Source organism: Commensalibacter sp. M0133 (assembly GCF_016101485.1).
Classification (GTDB): Bacteria; Pseudomonadota; Alphaproteobacteria; order Acetobacterales; family Acetobacteraceae; genus Commensalibacter; species Commensalibacter melissae.
Genome location: NZ_JACFQI010000002.1, coordinates 226,988 through 241,013, shown reverse-complemented (window position 1 = coordinate 241,013; position 14,026 = coordinate 226,988). Strand labels below are relative to the sequence as shown.

Here is a 14,026-nt window from a genome sequence, read left to right as displayed (position 1 = left end):
CTTTTTCTAGTAAAAAAACAGTTTTATACTATAAAATCCATAAAGCTTTTACACCATCCTCGATATTAAGGCACAAATTTGCCTTTTGGAATTAACTGTGAATCAAAAATCATCATATTCTGATATCAATTTATCAAGTTGGATTAATTTTTTACCGTCTTCCTTAAAACCTTATGCCATCTTATCCAGACTGGATCGCCCGATTGGAAACTGGCTTCTCTTTATCCCGGGGTTATGGGGAATACTATTACCCCATCAAATCAATTGGGCAATACGCTTAAAACTCATATTTCTTTTTGCGCTGGGCAGTATCATCATGCGCAGCGCCGGTTGTGTTGTAAATGATATATGGGATCGTGATTTTGACCGTCAGGTTGCCAGAACACAACAAAGGCCCCTTGCAAATAATACAATTTCCCTAAAAAGAGCAGTTTGTTTTTTACTTGTTCTCTTGGCTCTTGGTTTTCTCATTCTATTACAGCTAAATCCGCTTTCATGGCTTTTGGGCGCTTCCTCCCTAATTCTTGTTGCTCTCTATCCTGGTGCAAAAAGAATTTTTGCCTGGCCACAACTTGTTCTGGGATTTACATTTGGATTTGGTGCCCCCCTTGGATATACCGCCGCTACAGGCTGTTTATCCTGGTCCCAATTTGCGTTATATGCCGCAACTATTTTTTGGCAAATCGGTTTTGATACTATTTACGGATATCAGGATATAGAAGATGATCAACGAATTGGTGTCAAATCAACCGCCCGATGGGCCGGGGAGGCAGGAAAGATTTTCGTGGGTACAAATTATGGCTTTTGTATCATAATGTTATTGATTGCCATGATTTTAAATCAGAATAGCTGGGTTTCTTTCTGTGCCCTTCTCTTACCCTTGAGCCATTTTATATGGCAGCTTAAAAACTTTGACTTATGCAACCCAACCTGTTGCCTAATATTGTTCAAATCCAATCGTGATGCCGGTATATTGATCGCCCTGGCTTTATTAATGGGAAATATTTTTCAATGAATCCGGCACTATTCCAAAAATTTATTTCCGATTATACCATTTTAAAAGAAGTTGATTTTGTTCCGAAAATTTCACTTTATCAAGCCAGTGATATTACACCTATTTGGCAAGCGACTGAAAACTGGCTTGCCGAGCAAAATATTGAACCGCCTTTCTGGGCTTTTGCCTGGCCTGGGGGAAAAGCTCTCGCACGGTATATTATAGATCATCCTCGATTTGTTAAACAGAAAAAAGTCCTGGATTTTGCAGCAGGATGTGGAATTGCCGCCATTGCAGCGGGCAAAAACAACGCGCAATTTATTGAAGTCGCAGATATTGACCCTCTGGCACAGCAAGCGTGTGCATCAAATGCAAAGGTCAATCATATTCTTCTAGATAAAAATTCCAAAAATATTGTTGGACTACCCTGTCAATGGGATCTGATTCTTTGTGGTGACGTTTGTTATGAAGCCCCAATGACCAGGCATATCTGGCCCTGGCTAAAAAAATGTGCCGCCACCGGTGCACAGGTCATTATTGCAGATCCTGGACGTAATTATTTACCCAAAGAAGAACTTTTCCCTATTCATGAATATAATATTCCGACAACAATGGAACTGGAAGATTGTACCAGTCGTCACACGATATTATATCAACTCACCCTCTAGATTTCCAAATCAGAAATTGACATATCCGGCCGTTCCCACCAATGACCTTGTCCATTTTCCGATTGGGGAACAAAATCAAAAGGATTGCCCGAAAAACTGACCGTATTTGTCGGGGTTTCCTTGATATCGATTTTAAAACAATATAAGCCGGTTTTTTCTGCATCCAAAATTTTATTGACCTTGATCATTAATAAACAAGCCATTAATTCAGTTGTTGGATCACCTGGTGTCACGACTAAATGCCTTACACGTTTTGGTTCATTTTTGATAAACCAGGGCAAAAGGGGATCATCTTCTGAAAGCTGAAAAGAATGATCTATGGAACCATCCACAAATTGATGCCATTTCTTTTTTGCATAATAGAAAGGAAGGACCATATTTGCAGAACCATCCAGTCTTTCCGCTTCATGAGCCTTTAAATAAACGCTCACCTCTTCATTATGCCCATGCGGTGTGGCACAAATATCTCCAGCCCCGTGAATCAAACGATGCCCCATAGAATAACGACGAGTAAAAACCAAATCAAACACCAAACATTTCCTTTTGCCGCAAATAGGTCTCCCATCCAGCCTGACGTAATTCGCAGGCAGGACAATGACCACAACCATATCCCCATTCATGATAATGAGTACGATCGCCCAAATAACAACTATGTGTTTCCTTATTGATTAATTCAATAAGTGAATCATTTCCCAAAGTTTCAGCCAATTTCCATTCTGCAGCCTTGTCAAGCCACATTAATGGTGTATGCAAAACAAATCGCGTATTCATTCCCAGATTAAGCGCAACCTGCAAAGCTTTTAACGTATCGTCCCGACAATCAGGATATCCTGAAAAATCTGTTTCACACATGCCACCAACCAAATGCCGCAAATTTCTTCTGTTTGCAATAATCGCGGCATAAGTTAAAAAAAGTAAATTCCTTCCAGGAACAAAAGTCGAAGGTAATCCCTGCTTATTCCATTCAATTTCGGTTTCCCGCGTTAAGGATGTATCAGAAATCGCTCCCAAATCTGATAATTTCAAAATATGATCCTCTCCAAGACACTCTTTCCATTCCGGTTGAATATTCAAGATCTTTTCGCGAATTACCGAACGGCATTCCATTTCCACAAAATGACGTTGTCCATAATCAAATCCTAGCGTCTCGACAATTGGGAAATGTGTCAAAGCCCAGGCCAAACAGGTTGTTGAATCCTGGCCTCCCGAAAATAAAACCAAGGCCCCTTCTGAAAAATCTGCTGTTTTTTTCATTATGGAATTCCTATTAATTTATGTGTTTGCAATGAAAGGTACCATTTTGGATTATCCTGACAGTATTGGATTGCCTGACGCAAATGTTTATCTCTCTGCTCATCATCCCTAGGCTGCAAACGAAAACTCTTAAAAGATAATGATTCAAATTTCTGGGGATCCATCGCTTCTTGCGGATACACTAATTTCAATTCATCCCCATGCATTTGCATTAGGGCAGCCCCTTGTTTGGGACTTACACAAATCCAATCCACCCCTTTTGGTACAGGCATCGTTCCATTTGTCTCAACAGCAATAAAAAAACCTTTTTTCTTCAGAACATCAATCAAGGATTTATCTAGCTGCAACAAAGGTTCCCCTCCGGTAAAAACAACAAAACGATAGGAAGTGTCCCTTTCTCCCCAATGTTTTTCAATAGCTATGGCCAACGAATTTGCATCTTCAAATCGTCCACCACCAGAACCATCCATTCCGACAAAATCTGTATCACAAAACTGACAAATCGCAGTAGCTCGGTCTTTTTCCTGTCCGGACCACAAGTTACAACCGGAGAAACGGCAAAAAACCGCTGTCCTGCCTGCAAAATAGCCTTCTCCCTGCAAGGTAAGAAAAATTTCTTTTACTGCATAGCTCATTATCTTAATTTCAAAACTGTTCAAACAATCAATGAAGTATTCTAGTACCATATAATTTTTTATCTTTTAAAGATAAAATTTATTACAGGTTTTCCTTGTATACAAAATTTGAAATTGTTTCGAATGGAAATTCGAATACACTATATATATGAAATAATTCTTTAATTTCTAACCAAACTTTAAAATTTATTCTTCAATTTAATATTCTTATTTTTTCAAACCTATGACAATAAAATGAAAAAAACGACACTTAATGCATTGCAATCATTTTTGGCCGTAGCACGAAATAAAAGCTTTACAAAAGCTGCAGCTGAATTAGGAATAACTCCATCAGCTTTAAGCCATATAATCAAAGATCTTGAAGAACAACTTGGTTTACGATTACTCGCCAGAACGACACGCAATGTTTCTCCAACCAAAATTGGTGAACAATTAATAACATCGGTTGGATTTCATTTAAATCAAATAAATTTGGAACTTGAAAAGCTCAATGAATTACGTGGTAAACCAGTAGGTACTATAAGAATAACTTGTACTGATGATTCTATTGAAATGTGTCTAAGACCTCTTTTAAAAGATTTTTTTATACAATACCCTGATATTATCTTAGAATTACATATCAATTATGAATTTATAAATATTATAGAACATAAATTTGATGCCGGTATTCGTCTTGTAAATTCCATAGACAAAGATATGATTGCTGTTCGTATAGGAACCAATTGGCGCATGGCTGTAGTCGGGTCTCCTGATTATTTTCAACAAAATTCATTTCCAACAACCCCATATGAATTGATCCATCATAAATGCATCAATATTCGACATAATAATTCCGGAAACATTTATGCCTGGGAATTCAGAAAACATAATGAAAAATTCACGGTCAAAGTTAATGGGCCTCTCATTTTAAATAGCAGTTTACAAATGTTGAATAGTGCCCTTGATGGAATAGGTTTGGCCTTTATTCCCCAACCACTTGCTGCACCTTATTTACGCAATGGTCAATTACAAGAGACATTGAATGATTGGTGCCCTGTTTTCCAAGGATTTCACCTATATTATCCCAATCGTAGGAATATGTCGTTAGCCTTTTCTAATTTTATTCAAGCTATTCGATATAGAGATTAAATCAATTTCTATTAACAGTTTAATTGAAAAATTTGGATCAATATTAAGAAATTCATACAGATGATCTTGAAATTCAATATTTTTATTTGTGATTTTTTCTCATAACCACATGAAACTTATTAAATCTAATCACGTTAATCTATTCCCTTTATAATTAAATCGATCCGCAATTTTTTAAATCATTCATTCTATTGATTTTATTAAAAAATCTACGACACGAATTGAAAATACATTTACAAATCTAGGGATACAGATAATGAAAGCCATACAAATTCATAATTATGGTGATCCAAATGTTTTAAATTATGAAGAGATACCTATTGTTCATCCCAAAGCTGGAGAGGTTCTTATCCGTAATCGAGCAGTTGGAGTCAATTTTGTCGATATTTATTTAAGAAAAGGGATTTTTAATACACCACTTCCATTTATTCCAGGTAAAGAGGGGGCTGGCGATATTATTGCCATTGGTGAGGGAGTAAAAGATTTTTCCGTTGGGGATCGAGTAGCTTATATCGAAACCTTGGGTGCTTATGCAGAACAAACAATTGTTCCTGTACATTTTCTTGTACCCTTGCCTGATAACATCTCTTATGAAACCGCAGCCGCATCCTTACTCAAAGGATTAACAGCCCGGTTTTTAATCCGACAAACCTTTCAAGTTAAAGCCAACCATATTCTTTTAGTGCATGCGGCGGCAGGTGGTGTTGGACGTATCCTGACACAATGGGCCAAACATCTTGGAGCAATTATTATCGGTACCGTTGGTTCTTCGGAAAAAATCAGAATTGCCAAACAAAATGGTTGTGACTATGTAATAAACTATAATGAATGTGATTTTGTGACACAAGTTAAAACCATCACTCATGGTCAGGGATGTCATGTTGTTTATGATAGTATTGGTAAAAAAACCTTTCCTGGTTCACTGGATTGCCTGCGTCCTTTTGGTTGTTTTGTTAGTTTTGGCTTTTCTTCAGGACTTATTCCGCCTTTTGATATTCTAACTTTATTAGAAAAAGGATCGCTTTATGCAACTTGGCCTGGCTTAACAACATATCTTTCCAAACGTTCCGACGTGCTTTCCATGAGTAAAGAGTTTTTTGATATTGTTTCGAATAATATTGTAAAAATTCAATTACCTTTTCAGTTATCTTTGGCACACGCTGCTGAAGCCCATCAGCGACTTGAATCACGCAAACTCACAAAAGCCACTGTACTGATTCCCTAAACAAAAGAATAAATAATAATTTTCATTAAATTGCTACTAGGAAAAAGGAATTAAAAAATGACTATAAATCAAAATAAACGTTTTACTGATAAAGTTGCCTTTATTACAGGTGCAGCAGGAGGTATTGGTAAGGCCACAGCCCTTGCTTTTGCAAGAGAAGGAGCAAATATAATTTTAGTGGATCTGGACGAAATTAGGTTGGAGGAAACCGTAAACCTTATTGAAAAAATTGGGCAACATGCCTTGGCTATTACTGCTGATGTAAGAAATAGCCAACAGATAAAAAATACTGTCGATCGTGCAGTTGCCACGTTTGGTCATATTGATCTAGCATTTAATAATGCTGGTGTTGAACAACCTGTTGGACCGATTGGTGAAGTTACAGAAGACGATTGGTATTATTATATTAATATAAACCTAAATGGTGTTTTCTTATGTATGAAATATCTTATTCCTATTATGCTTAGGAATGGTGGTGGATCAATCGTTAATACTTCTTCCAGTGCAGGCATTATTGGCATTAAAGGGCAAGCTGCTTATGCCGCGACTAAATTTGGTATTATCGGTCTTACCAAATGCGCCGCACTTGATTATGCAAAATCAAACATTCGGATCAATGCCATTTGTCCTGGTATTATTGACACGCCAATGATTGAGCGATTCAGTGGTGGTACGCCTGAAGGAAAAGCTCGTGTAATTGCTCAAGAACCTATTGGCCGTCTTGGTAGACCTGAGGAAATCGCTGCTGCTGTATTATGGCTTAGTTCCAAAGAAGCTGCCTTTACTACTGGTCATGCCATGATTGTGGATGGTGGTCAGACTATTGGTATCAATTAAATATAATTGATTTTGTAAATCCTTGTTTATAAAATCAAATAAAAATAAACTAAAACACTATTATATTGCCTGTAAATAAAATATCTATTTCAAAAAAAGGTAGTTTTACGAAACTCAAAGGCAAAACGGTTATTGTTACGGGAGCAGATAGCGGTATAAGTAAAGCAATCGCACTTAAATATTTAGAAGAAGATATCAAGTGTGTTCTTGTCGATTTAAAAAACCTTCATGAATTGCACTTGATTACTTGAAGATCAATTTATTACTCTACACTGCTGATATCAGTAAAAAAGAGGATATATAACAAATTTTGTCAACCACTCTCCAAAACTTTAATAAAGTTGACATTTTATTTAATAGCGCAGGAATTTTTGACATGCAACCTTTATGGGATGAATCATGAGATGTCTTTGATCAATTATTTACCGTTAATGTAAAAGAATCATTTTTTTCTTATGCAAACTGTTGCCAAACAAATGGTAGAACAAAATGAAGATGGAAAAATTATCAATCTGTCATTTCAGGCTCCTCCCTTTGGGACGAATGGATTACCAGAAAATTTTATGGGAGCAGCTTTGTTTCTGGTATCTTCTGACTCAAATTATATAACAAACCAGACATTAAATATTGATGACGAGAATTATATGAATTAATTACAAAAACTGTCAGAATAAATATTACTGACAGTTTTGTTTTATCATAATCTAATTTTCCAAAATAATCTGATCATATTCTGGTTCAATTCCATTTTCTTGAAATTTGACTCTTTCCTCTTTTGAAGGCTGTTTCACTTTAATCAATAACGTTAATAAGGCGGCAAAAACATATAGCCCCATATAAATTCCGATTGCTCCTCCAACCCCCAAGAAAGGTACCGCTGTAGTGGCAATAGCCGGACCAAGAAAATTGCTCAATCCAGCTGACAAATTATATATTGAAATTGCCGCCCCTTTATGATGCGGTTCCAGAGTTGTAAAAATAGCAGTCATAGGCATAAAAGAAGCAACCGTAATTCCAAACAAAATTGCCGGTATCATTGCCATCCAAATATTATGACCATATGTTATTGGAATGTAATAAAAACTGAAACAGGCAAAAACACCACCAATACAACCAACCCAGCGTACTTGCTGTAACCAACCAATATAATCTGTCAAAATACCCCATAAAATATTTGTAAAAATCGTAACAAACAAAAATAGTGTCCAGATATTTTGCCATTCAGTTTTAGAAAATCCCAATCCATGATCTTGGGATGTTTTTCCAACTAAAAACCAAGGCATTACAACGGCAAATCCAAATAAAGGTGTCGTATTAATGATACGAACCAGCGCAGCCATAAATATATTCTTGTTTCTGAATAAGATGGTAATTGCCTGACCTAATTCAGCTGTTTTCTCTTTAAAAGTCAGATTGGCTTTTTCCTTGTTGGTCCTTGCATTATGCAACGTAATTAATGCAATCAGTCCACCGACAATAACCCAACCCAGAGACATCCATAAAGTATTATATTCCCCAATAACCGGATTTATAAATCCTGGAAAAAAACCACCTATAACACCAAACCCAACAGAATATGCCGCCCAAAACCATCCCATTGCATTAGAAATTTGCAATTTATCAACATTGTAAATAACAAGCACAACAAAAGAATATAGAAACAAAGGATAGCCAAGTCCTCGAATGCCATAAAAAATCACCATCATCCAATAATTGTGATAGGTGAGGCCAAATATCATAAAGAATATATGCATGGCTGCCCAAATGGCAAATCCTGCAAACATCGCTTTTTGTGGAGTAATAATTTCCGCAACAACCCCAGAACACCATGCGGACAAGGCAACCATTAACCCATAGACAGTAAAGACAAAACCTGACTGTGCTTCAGAAAATCCTATATCAGTTATATATTTCGATAAAAAAGCGGCCTCAAATCCATCCCCGGCCATAAATATCGCAATTGCAATATATCCCCAAATCAAAGGAACCGTCATAAAACCAAATAAAGGCTTTTCTGTATTCATAAAAATAATCCTTTATCCATAAAGTTAAAGAATTATTATCTTTAATATTTATAATTATTATCAATTCAATTTATTGTTATTATAGATTTACTTTCCTAATTTTCCATATATATTTGCTAATACTTTTTTATAATAATTTTAATATTTAAACATTATATTGCTTTGCTGTTTAATAGATATACAAAGCAATATAATCAAGAATTCATGTGATGATCAGAATTGTATTGCAGTTATACAAGCAATCGCACCAAAAACAATACCTGGAGCGTTTGAGATTGCCACGGGCCAGTCTTTGATTTTAACAGCGTACCAAACCCATAATGCACCATTTACAGCAGCCACAGCCGGTTGATAGGGAGGTGTAATTTGACCATGAAGATTATCAATAATCTGAAAAACATATGAAACATACATACAACATGCCGTTATGGTGGCTATCCAACCCACAATATGAATGTATTTGGGAATTTGATCTTTTTCTAACATTTTTATTCTTTACCTTAGAATTATTGCAAGTTTTCTATTACGAAAATTAGTTCGAAAAATTATTTTATTGATAAAACAATGCAGTAATCGCAGCGATAATTCCAAATAAAATTCCAGGAGCATTCGCGATCGCTACGGGCCAGTTTTTGACACGTACAGCATACCATACCCACAGTATACAGTTTAAAGCAGCCACAGCGGGCTGATAAGGCGGAGTTGGATGACCATTAAGATTATTGATAATTTGAGGAATATAAGATACATACATAAAACATGCCGTAAGAATTCCGATTGTGCTTACAATATGTAAATATGTGGGAATTCGTGTATTGGTCATTTTACAACTTTCACAATAATAAGTTTAGAATTGTATCGTAGTATTCACCTTTATATATTTACGAAGGAAAGAAAAAACAATTAATAACATTAATTTATATTACAACAATAACTTTAATTAACAAATATTTTTTAAAATATAAAGATTAATTACTCTATATTTTTTATAATATTATTAAAATCCTAATATATTTCATTCTTTTTGTTATTTTTTTAAAGGAAATTCTATGTTAAAAAAATTTTTATACATTTTTATATTTCTTATGATTATTTGCAATAACTTCATTGCAAAAACCAATGCAAAGGATCCTTTTTTTATTCAAGAAGATCATTATGAAAACTGGTCGCTAACCAAAAATTACACTCGAACCTGGTTAACTTCCACCGGGCAGAATAATGATCTTACAATAAAATTGCATCCTTACAGCTATTCATTAAGAATTTCCATTACCCTTAACAAATTACGGAGTAATCAACCAGTTATTGAACTAGATGTTGGTGATTTTACCTGTGAATTAAAGAAAGAGGAAACAGGCACTTACAAAACTGTCCTGGAACCTATTAGTACCGTTCAATTTATCAATAATCTGAAACAACAAAAAATATTCACATTAATTGTTGATGAACAAAAAAATTATACCATTCCCTTGGCAGGAATCAATAAGGCAATAAATGAAATGGAGAATTTCGCCAAAGATCATTATATTATTCTTCCCCCTCCATTTTCCTCAAAAATTGATGAATTCACGACAATGGATATACCCAATATCGTTCCTCCAGATCTATATCCCTTATTCAGACAACAGGCTGCACTGGCTAGAAAATGCAAAGAGGAAAAAAATGATAGGGAAACCTGCGAGAAAGAATATTCAACTGTTCTTGGTTTGCTAAAACAAAACAATATCTGTCAAAAAGAAAAAAATCAGTTCATGTTATCCTATAACAAATCCTCTCCAAAATCCTATCAATGGGTCAGTTGTAACGCTTCCCAGAAAGATAATGATTAAGGACTGATCCTGTATGAACAGCAATTGTTACAAATATAAATTGTAACAATTACTGTAATTATGAATATTTTTAAAAATATTAAAAAGGCTGCACAATAACCATGATAACAATAATAATCATTAATATTGTAGGAATCTCATTCATCCAGCGATAAAATTTTTCAGAATGATGGTTGTTATTTGCAGCAAATTGCCGACGCCAACGTGAACAAAACCCATGATATCCTGTTAAGATCAATAAAGCCACCAGCTTAACCACCCACCATTTTGCATGCCAATCAATGATCCCAGGAGTCAAGGCCAATAAAATTCCAAATAAAAAAGCCGCCATCATTGCAGGATTAATAATATAACGAAGCAATTTATACTCCATTATTTTAAATCTTTCATTTTCATCTGTTTCTTTGTTTACCTGACAATGATAGACAAATAACCGGGGCAAGTAAAACTGACCTGCCATCCAGGCAATAACTGAAATGACATGCAAAGCTTTTATCCACAGGACATAAGGCAATAGAGAGGACATCATTACTAATGTTCCCTGTTATGCTGAGATTGAACAATTTCCTTTATGATATCGATAGCTTTCTGAAGAGAATCAACACGGATAACCCCTTTATAATTTGGCGCTGCTTTATTTAAATCCCTCAATAACATACAGGCCATCCCCGCATCATAGGCAGCTTTTAAACCTGTATCAGAATCCTCTATAACCAGACATTCATCAGGGTTAACCCCCTCTTTTTCAGCAACATACAAATAAAGGTCAGGAAAAGGCTTTGAATTTCTAACCTCATAAGCAGAATGAATACGATCCTTGGGAAACCACTTCATCAATCCGGTTTTCTCAAATTTTGTTTTCATTTCCTCCTGTGAGGAATTCGAGCCGACACGATAAGGTATTTTCAAATCATGTAGGGTTTGCAGAATTGATTCAACGCCAGGAATTTTTTCCACATTGCCGAACATGCCCTCGACAACCTTTTTATGTGCTTCCTCAGCCCAGTTATCCGGTAAATTCCTTTTTGCATGCTTGGCTATCTTTTTTCCGATATCCACCATTTGCACTCCGGTAAATTCTTCACGGGCCTGTTTATCGGTTATGTTCCATCCGTATTGACGCGCTTCTTTTCCCATAATTTCTGCGACAATATGCTCACTTTCAACCAGAACACCATCGCAATCAAAAATAACCAATTTTAAAGATCCATTAGTATGAACTGCCTGCGGTGCCTGTTGAATGACCTGTTTTATTCTATCGTCCATTCCCAATCTCCCAATTATTTCAAATTATGTACAGTGTTAACCAATTCTTCGACATGTTCAATAGGGGTTGCAGGTAATATTCCATGACCTAGATTAAAAATATGCGGCCTGTTTTTCAATTCATGACATAAGCGATGAATTTCCTTCTGAAGCATGTTCCCGCCATATAACAGACACAAGGGATCAAGATTACCCTGAAATCCAACTGTGGGGGATACTTGACGGTTTAAGAAGGATATATCGTTATACTGATCCACTCCAACCGTATTTAAACCTGTCCGTTCAATATAGGTTAGCAGTTGTGCCCCGGCCAACCGCGGGAAACCTATAATCGGGACCAGAGGATAGACCTGTCTGATTCTGTCAATGATTTGTCGGGTGGGATCAATGACATAACGCTGAAACAGGGTTGAAGGGAGCAGACCCGCCCAACTGTCAAAAAGCATAATGGCTTCGGCACCGGCCCTTACTTGATGACAAAGATAGGTTGCTGTTGTTTCTGCAAGAAGATCAATGATCTTATCAAACAAGTCAGGATTTTGATAAATCATTTTAAACACAGTTGAAAAATCTTTCGAGGATTTACCTTCAACCATGTAGCAGGCAACTGTAAAAGGCGATCCTGTAAATCCCATCAGGGTTACCGATCCAGGTGAGGCTTTTCCAATCGATTCACCATTATTAAGCAATTTATTAAGATTTTGCAGGGTGATCAGGACCGGTTCAATTTTTTCATCAATCTGTTCCGGATGGAGTTTTTTCAGATCCTCCTCCGAATGAATAGGGTGTAAAATGGGGCCTTTTCCTTCAACAAACTGTAATTTTTGTCCCATCGCCCATGGCAGGATTAAAATATCTGAAAAAAGGATGGCGGTGTCAAAAGCAAAACGTCTTATGGGTTGCAATGTTATTTCAGCGGCAAGATCAGGTGTCAGACAACGTGTAAGAAAATCTGCCTGTTCCCTTAATTTTCGAAATTCAGGTAAAAATCTTCCTGCCTGTCGCATCATCCATAAAGGGGGTGGCCATATTTTTTCCCCTTTCAGAACTTTCATCAATTTTTTTTCAGATTTTAACATTCATATTCTTTCTTTTTCGTCTTGATAAAACAGTATCAAAAATTTTTTTTTTTTTCATGTCCTTTAAAATAAAAAGAAAATTTAAATTTTTTGATGTTTGTTTATAAATCCTGTTAGTACTGTGGTACCCGTTATTTAAAAAATGTACCCCATTTTTCCAACAGAGTGTACAGTTTTTAACAGGTTGAATTCATTCAATAAATTTAGGTTATCCAGATATTGTTAAACCAAACCTGTGTACAACTCACTGAAAAATAAAAAAGGGTACAATCCCCGGTACTCAGTACCTGACTGTTTTTCTTGAAATTTAATCCCCATGTACCTCATTGTACCCCAATCATAAAATCAGATGAAAAATTGTCGGAATCGATTTGGAAAAACCGAGAATAAAATTCATTGTAAATACATCTTATAATAGGTATTTTTTATTATGGGAAACCAAAATTTATTTTAGAAAGGGAATTTGAGATGGTAGAAAAACGACTGAATTATTTTAAGGCCGCTCCTGAAATGATGAAGGCCATGTGGAATTTGGAAGAGGCTTCAAAAAAGTCAATTCTTCCCGTTTCATTGAGGGAATTGGTAAAGATAAGGGCTTCCCAGATTAATGGCTGCGCTTTCTGTATTGATATGCATACCAGGGATGCCCTGGCTGCAGGCGAGGATTTGAAACGGATCTTGACCCTCAGTGCCTGGCGGGAGACATCCTATTTCAATGAACGGGAACAGGCAGCCTTATTATGGACGGAAACACTGACGCTTGTATCGGAAAAACATGCCCCTGATGAAATTTACAGTCAGGTCAGAAGACATTTTGATGATCAGGAAATTGTCGAGTTGACGGTTACCATTAATGTTATCAATGCCTGGAACCGTTTTGCGATAGCTTTTGCGACCAAACCTGAATAATTGATTGAAATCCGGGATGTTTGTTGTTGGTTCAATCAATAATTGCTGTTCGGATGATAGATATTTTCGGATTTTGTTTTGAATATCTTTCCTGAAGTGGAGATTTATCAAAGAAAGCCGGAATATTGTCTGAATTTTCCATCATTTGATAAAAATTAAAAGTTACCATTTTTAACTT

General features: G+C 36.0%; 17 protein-coding genes. 8 read left to right on the top strand and 9 right to left on the bottom strand.

What is annotated here, in order from left to right; all coding sequences use genetic code 11:
• Positions 1-97 precede the first annotated feature (97 nt).
• Entirely contained in the window at positions 98-1,015 is a 918-nt protein-coding gene (ubiA, locus tag H3T46_RS06010) for a 4-hydroxybenzoate octaprenyltransferase (RefSeq protein ID WP_198197875.1), read from the top strand.
• Positions 1,012-1,662, top strand: a complete 651-nt coding sequence (locus H3T46_RS06005; RefSeq protein WP_198197873.1) for a methyltransferase — start codon at positions 1,012-1,014, stop codon at positions 1,660-1,662. Before ubiA ends, H3T46_RS06005 begins: the two co-directional genes overlap by 4 nt.
• On the opposite strand, the gene H3T46_RS06000 is transcribed toward H3T46_RS06005, so the two are convergent.
• Genes H3T46_RS06000 through queE form a run of 3 tightly spaced genes read right to left on the bottom strand, consistent with a single transcriptional unit; the run spans position 1,659 to position 3,551 of the window.
• The gene (locus H3T46_RS06000) at positions 1,659-2,192 is read right to left on the bottom strand and encodes a 6-carboxytetrahydropterin synthase (protein WP_198197871.1); all 534 of its coding nucleotides are present in this window, start codon (positions 2,190-2,192) and stop codon (positions 1,659-1,661) included. The two genes, H3T46_RS06005 and H3T46_RS06000, sit on opposite strands and share 4 nt — an antisense overlap.
• A complete protein-coding gene (gene queC / locus H3T46_RS05995; protein ID WP_198197869.1) occupies positions 2,185-2,916 on the bottom strand; it encodes a 7-cyano-7-deazaguanine synthase QueC in 732 nt (243 codons plus the stop codon). The genes H3T46_RS06000 and queC overlap by 8 nt, the downstream gene beginning before the upstream one ends.
• A complete protein-coding gene (queE, locus tag H3T46_RS05990; RefSeq protein WP_155568680.1) occupies positions 2,916-3,551 on the bottom strand; it encodes a 7-carboxy-7-deazaguanine synthase in 636 nt (211 codons plus the stop codon). The genes queC and queE overlap by 1 nt, the downstream gene beginning before the upstream one ends.
• Positions 3,552-3,785: 234 nt before the next feature.
• Here queE and H3T46_RS05985 point away from each other — a divergent pair, with 234 nt between their 5' ends.
• The 4 genes from H3T46_RS05985 to H3T46_RS05970 all read left to right on the top strand — a co-directional run bounded on the left by H3T46_RS05985 (position 3,786) and on the right by H3T46_RS05970 (position 7,394).
• Complete coding sequence (locus H3T46_RS05985; RefSeq protein ID WP_198197867.1) at positions 3,786-4,679, top strand: LysR family transcriptional regulator; 894 nt, start codon at positions 3,786-3,788, stop codon at positions 4,677-4,679.
• 256 nt (positions 4,680-4,935) lie between these two features.
• Entirely contained in the window at positions 4,936-5,904 is a 969-nt protein-coding gene (locus H3T46_RS05980) for a quinone oxidoreductase (protein ID WP_198197866.1), read from the top strand.
• Positions 5,905-5,961: 57 nt separating this feature from the next.
• On the top strand, positions 5,962-6,741 hold the full coding sequence (locus H3T46_RS05975; protein WP_198197864.1) for a glucose 1-dehydrogenase: 780 nt from the start codon (positions 5,962-5,964) through the stop codon (positions 6,739-6,741).
• Positions 6,742-7,196: 455 nt separating this feature from the next.
• A complete protein-coding gene (locus H3T46_RS05970) occupies positions 7,197-7,394 on the top strand; it encodes a hypothetical protein (protein ID WP_196424184.1) in 198 nt (65 codons plus the stop codon).
• 51 nt (positions 7,395-7,445) lie between these two features.
• On the opposite strand, the gene H3T46_RS05965 is transcribed toward H3T46_RS05970, so the two are convergent.
• From H3T46_RS05965 to H3T46_RS05955, 3 genes are all read right to left on the bottom strand, one after another.
• The gene (locus H3T46_RS05965; protein WP_198197862.1) at positions 7,446-8,765 is read right to left on the bottom strand and encodes an MFS transporter; all 1,320 of its coding nucleotides are present in this window, start codon (positions 8,763-8,765) and stop codon (positions 7,446-7,448) included.
• A 213-nt stretch (positions 8,766-8,978) separates the two neighbouring features.
• On the bottom strand, positions 8,979-9,251 hold the full coding sequence (locus tag H3T46_RS05960; protein WP_110439221.1) for a hypothetical protein: 273 nt from the start codon (positions 9,249-9,251) through the stop codon (positions 8,979-8,981).
• 64 nt (positions 9,252-9,315) lie between these two features.
• The gene (locus H3T46_RS05955; RefSeq protein WP_155564751.1) at positions 9,316-9,588 is read right to left on the bottom strand and encodes a hypothetical protein; all 273 of its coding nucleotides are present in this window, start codon (positions 9,586-9,588) and stop codon (positions 9,316-9,318) included.
• A gap of 226 nt (positions 9,589-9,814) precedes the next feature.
• On the opposite strand from H3T46_RS05955, the gene H3T46_RS05950 reads away from it, so the two are divergent.
• Positions 9,815-10,594 (top strand): hypothetical protein, encoded by a 780-nt coding sequence (locus tag H3T46_RS05950; protein ID WP_155579859.1) that lies wholly within the window; start codon positions 9,815-9,817, stop codon positions 10,592-10,594.
• A 79-nt stretch (positions 10,595-10,673) separates the two neighbouring features.
• On the opposite strand, the gene hemJ is transcribed toward H3T46_RS05950, so the two are convergent.
• Genes hemJ through hemE form a run of 3 tightly spaced genes read right to left on the bottom strand, consistent with a single transcriptional unit; the run spans position 10,674 to position 12,939 of the window.
• A complete protein-coding gene (gene hemJ, locus H3T46_RS05945; protein WP_110439218.1) occupies positions 10,674-11,123 on the bottom strand; it encodes a protoporphyrinogen oxidase HemJ in 450 nt (149 codons plus the stop codon).
• Between the two features lie 2 nt (positions 11,124-11,125).
• A complete protein-coding gene (locus tag H3T46_RS05940) occupies positions 11,126-11,860 on the bottom strand; it encodes an HAD family phosphatase (protein WP_198197860.1) in 735 nt (244 codons plus the stop codon).
• 14 nt (positions 11,861-11,874) lie between these two features.
• Complete coding sequence (gene hemE / locus H3T46_RS05935) at positions 11,875-12,939, bottom strand: uroporphyrinogen decarboxylase (RefSeq protein ID WP_198197858.1); 1,065 nt, start codon at positions 12,937-12,939, stop codon at positions 11,875-11,877.
• Between the two features lie 468 nt (positions 12,940-13,407).
• Between hemE and H3T46_RS05930 the strand changes: the two genes are divergently transcribed.
• Positions 13,408-13,848 (top strand): carboxymuconolactone decarboxylase family protein, encoded by a 441-nt coding sequence (locus H3T46_RS05930; protein ID WP_198197856.1) that lies wholly within the window; start codon positions 13,408-13,410, stop codon positions 13,846-13,848.
• Positions 13,849-14,026 lie beyond the last annotated feature (178 nt).

Coding starts and splice junctions, on each gene's coding strand:
- H3T46_RS06005 (WP_198197873.1), top strand. CDS start 1,012: ATGAATCCGGCACTATTCCAAAAATTTATTTCCGATTATACCATTTTA.
- queC (WP_198197869.1), bottom strand. CDS start 2,916: ATGAAAAAAACAGCAGATTTTTCAGAAGGGGCCTTGGTTTTATTTTCG.
- queE (WP_155568680.1), bottom strand. CDS start 3,551: ATGAGCTATGCAGTAAAAGAAATTTTTCTTACCTTGCAGGGAGAAGGC.
- H3T46_RS05985 (WP_198197867.1), top strand. CDS start 3,786: ATGAAAAAAACGACACTTAATGCATTGCAATCATTTTTGGCCGTAGCA.
- H3T46_RS05980 (WP_198197866.1), top strand. CDS start 4,936: ATGAAAGCCATACAAATTCATAATTATGGTGATCCAAATGTTTTAAAT.
- H3T46_RS05975 (WP_198197864.1), top strand. CDS start 5,962: ATGACTATAAATCAAAATAAACGTTTTACTGATAAAGTTGCCTTTATT.
- H3T46_RS05970 (WP_196424184.1), top strand. CDS start 7,197: ATGCAAACTGTTGCCAAACAAATGGTAGAACAAAATGAAGATGGAAAA.
- H3T46_RS05965 (WP_198197862.1), bottom strand. CDS start 8,765: ATGAATACAGAAAAGCCTTTATTTGGTTTTATGACGGTTCCTTTGATT.
- H3T46_RS05960 (WP_110439221.1), bottom strand. CDS start 9,251: ATGTTAGAAAAAGATCAAATTCCCAAATACATTCATATTGTGGGTTGG.
- H3T46_RS05955 (WP_155564751.1), bottom strand. CDS start 9,588: ATGACCAATACACGAATTCCCACATATTTACATATTGTAAGCACAATC.
- H3T46_RS05950 (WP_155579859.1), top strand. CDS start 9,815: ATGTTAAAAAAATTTTTATACATTTTTATATTTCTTATGATTATTTGC.
- hemJ (WP_110439218.1), bottom strand. CDS start 11,123: ATGATGTCCTCTCTATTGCCTTATGTCCTGTGGATAAAAGCTTTGCAT.
- H3T46_RS05940 (WP_198197860.1), bottom strand. CDS start 11,860: ATGGACGATAGAATAAAACAGGTCATTCAACAGGCACCGCAGGCAGTT.
- hemE (WP_198197858.1), bottom strand. CDS start 12,939: ATGTTAAAATCTGAAAAAAAATTGATGAAAGTTCTGAAAGGGGAAAAA.
- H3T46_RS05930 (WP_198197856.1), top strand. CDS start 13,408: ATGGTAGAAAAACGACTGAATTATTTTAAGGCCGCTCCTGAAATGATG.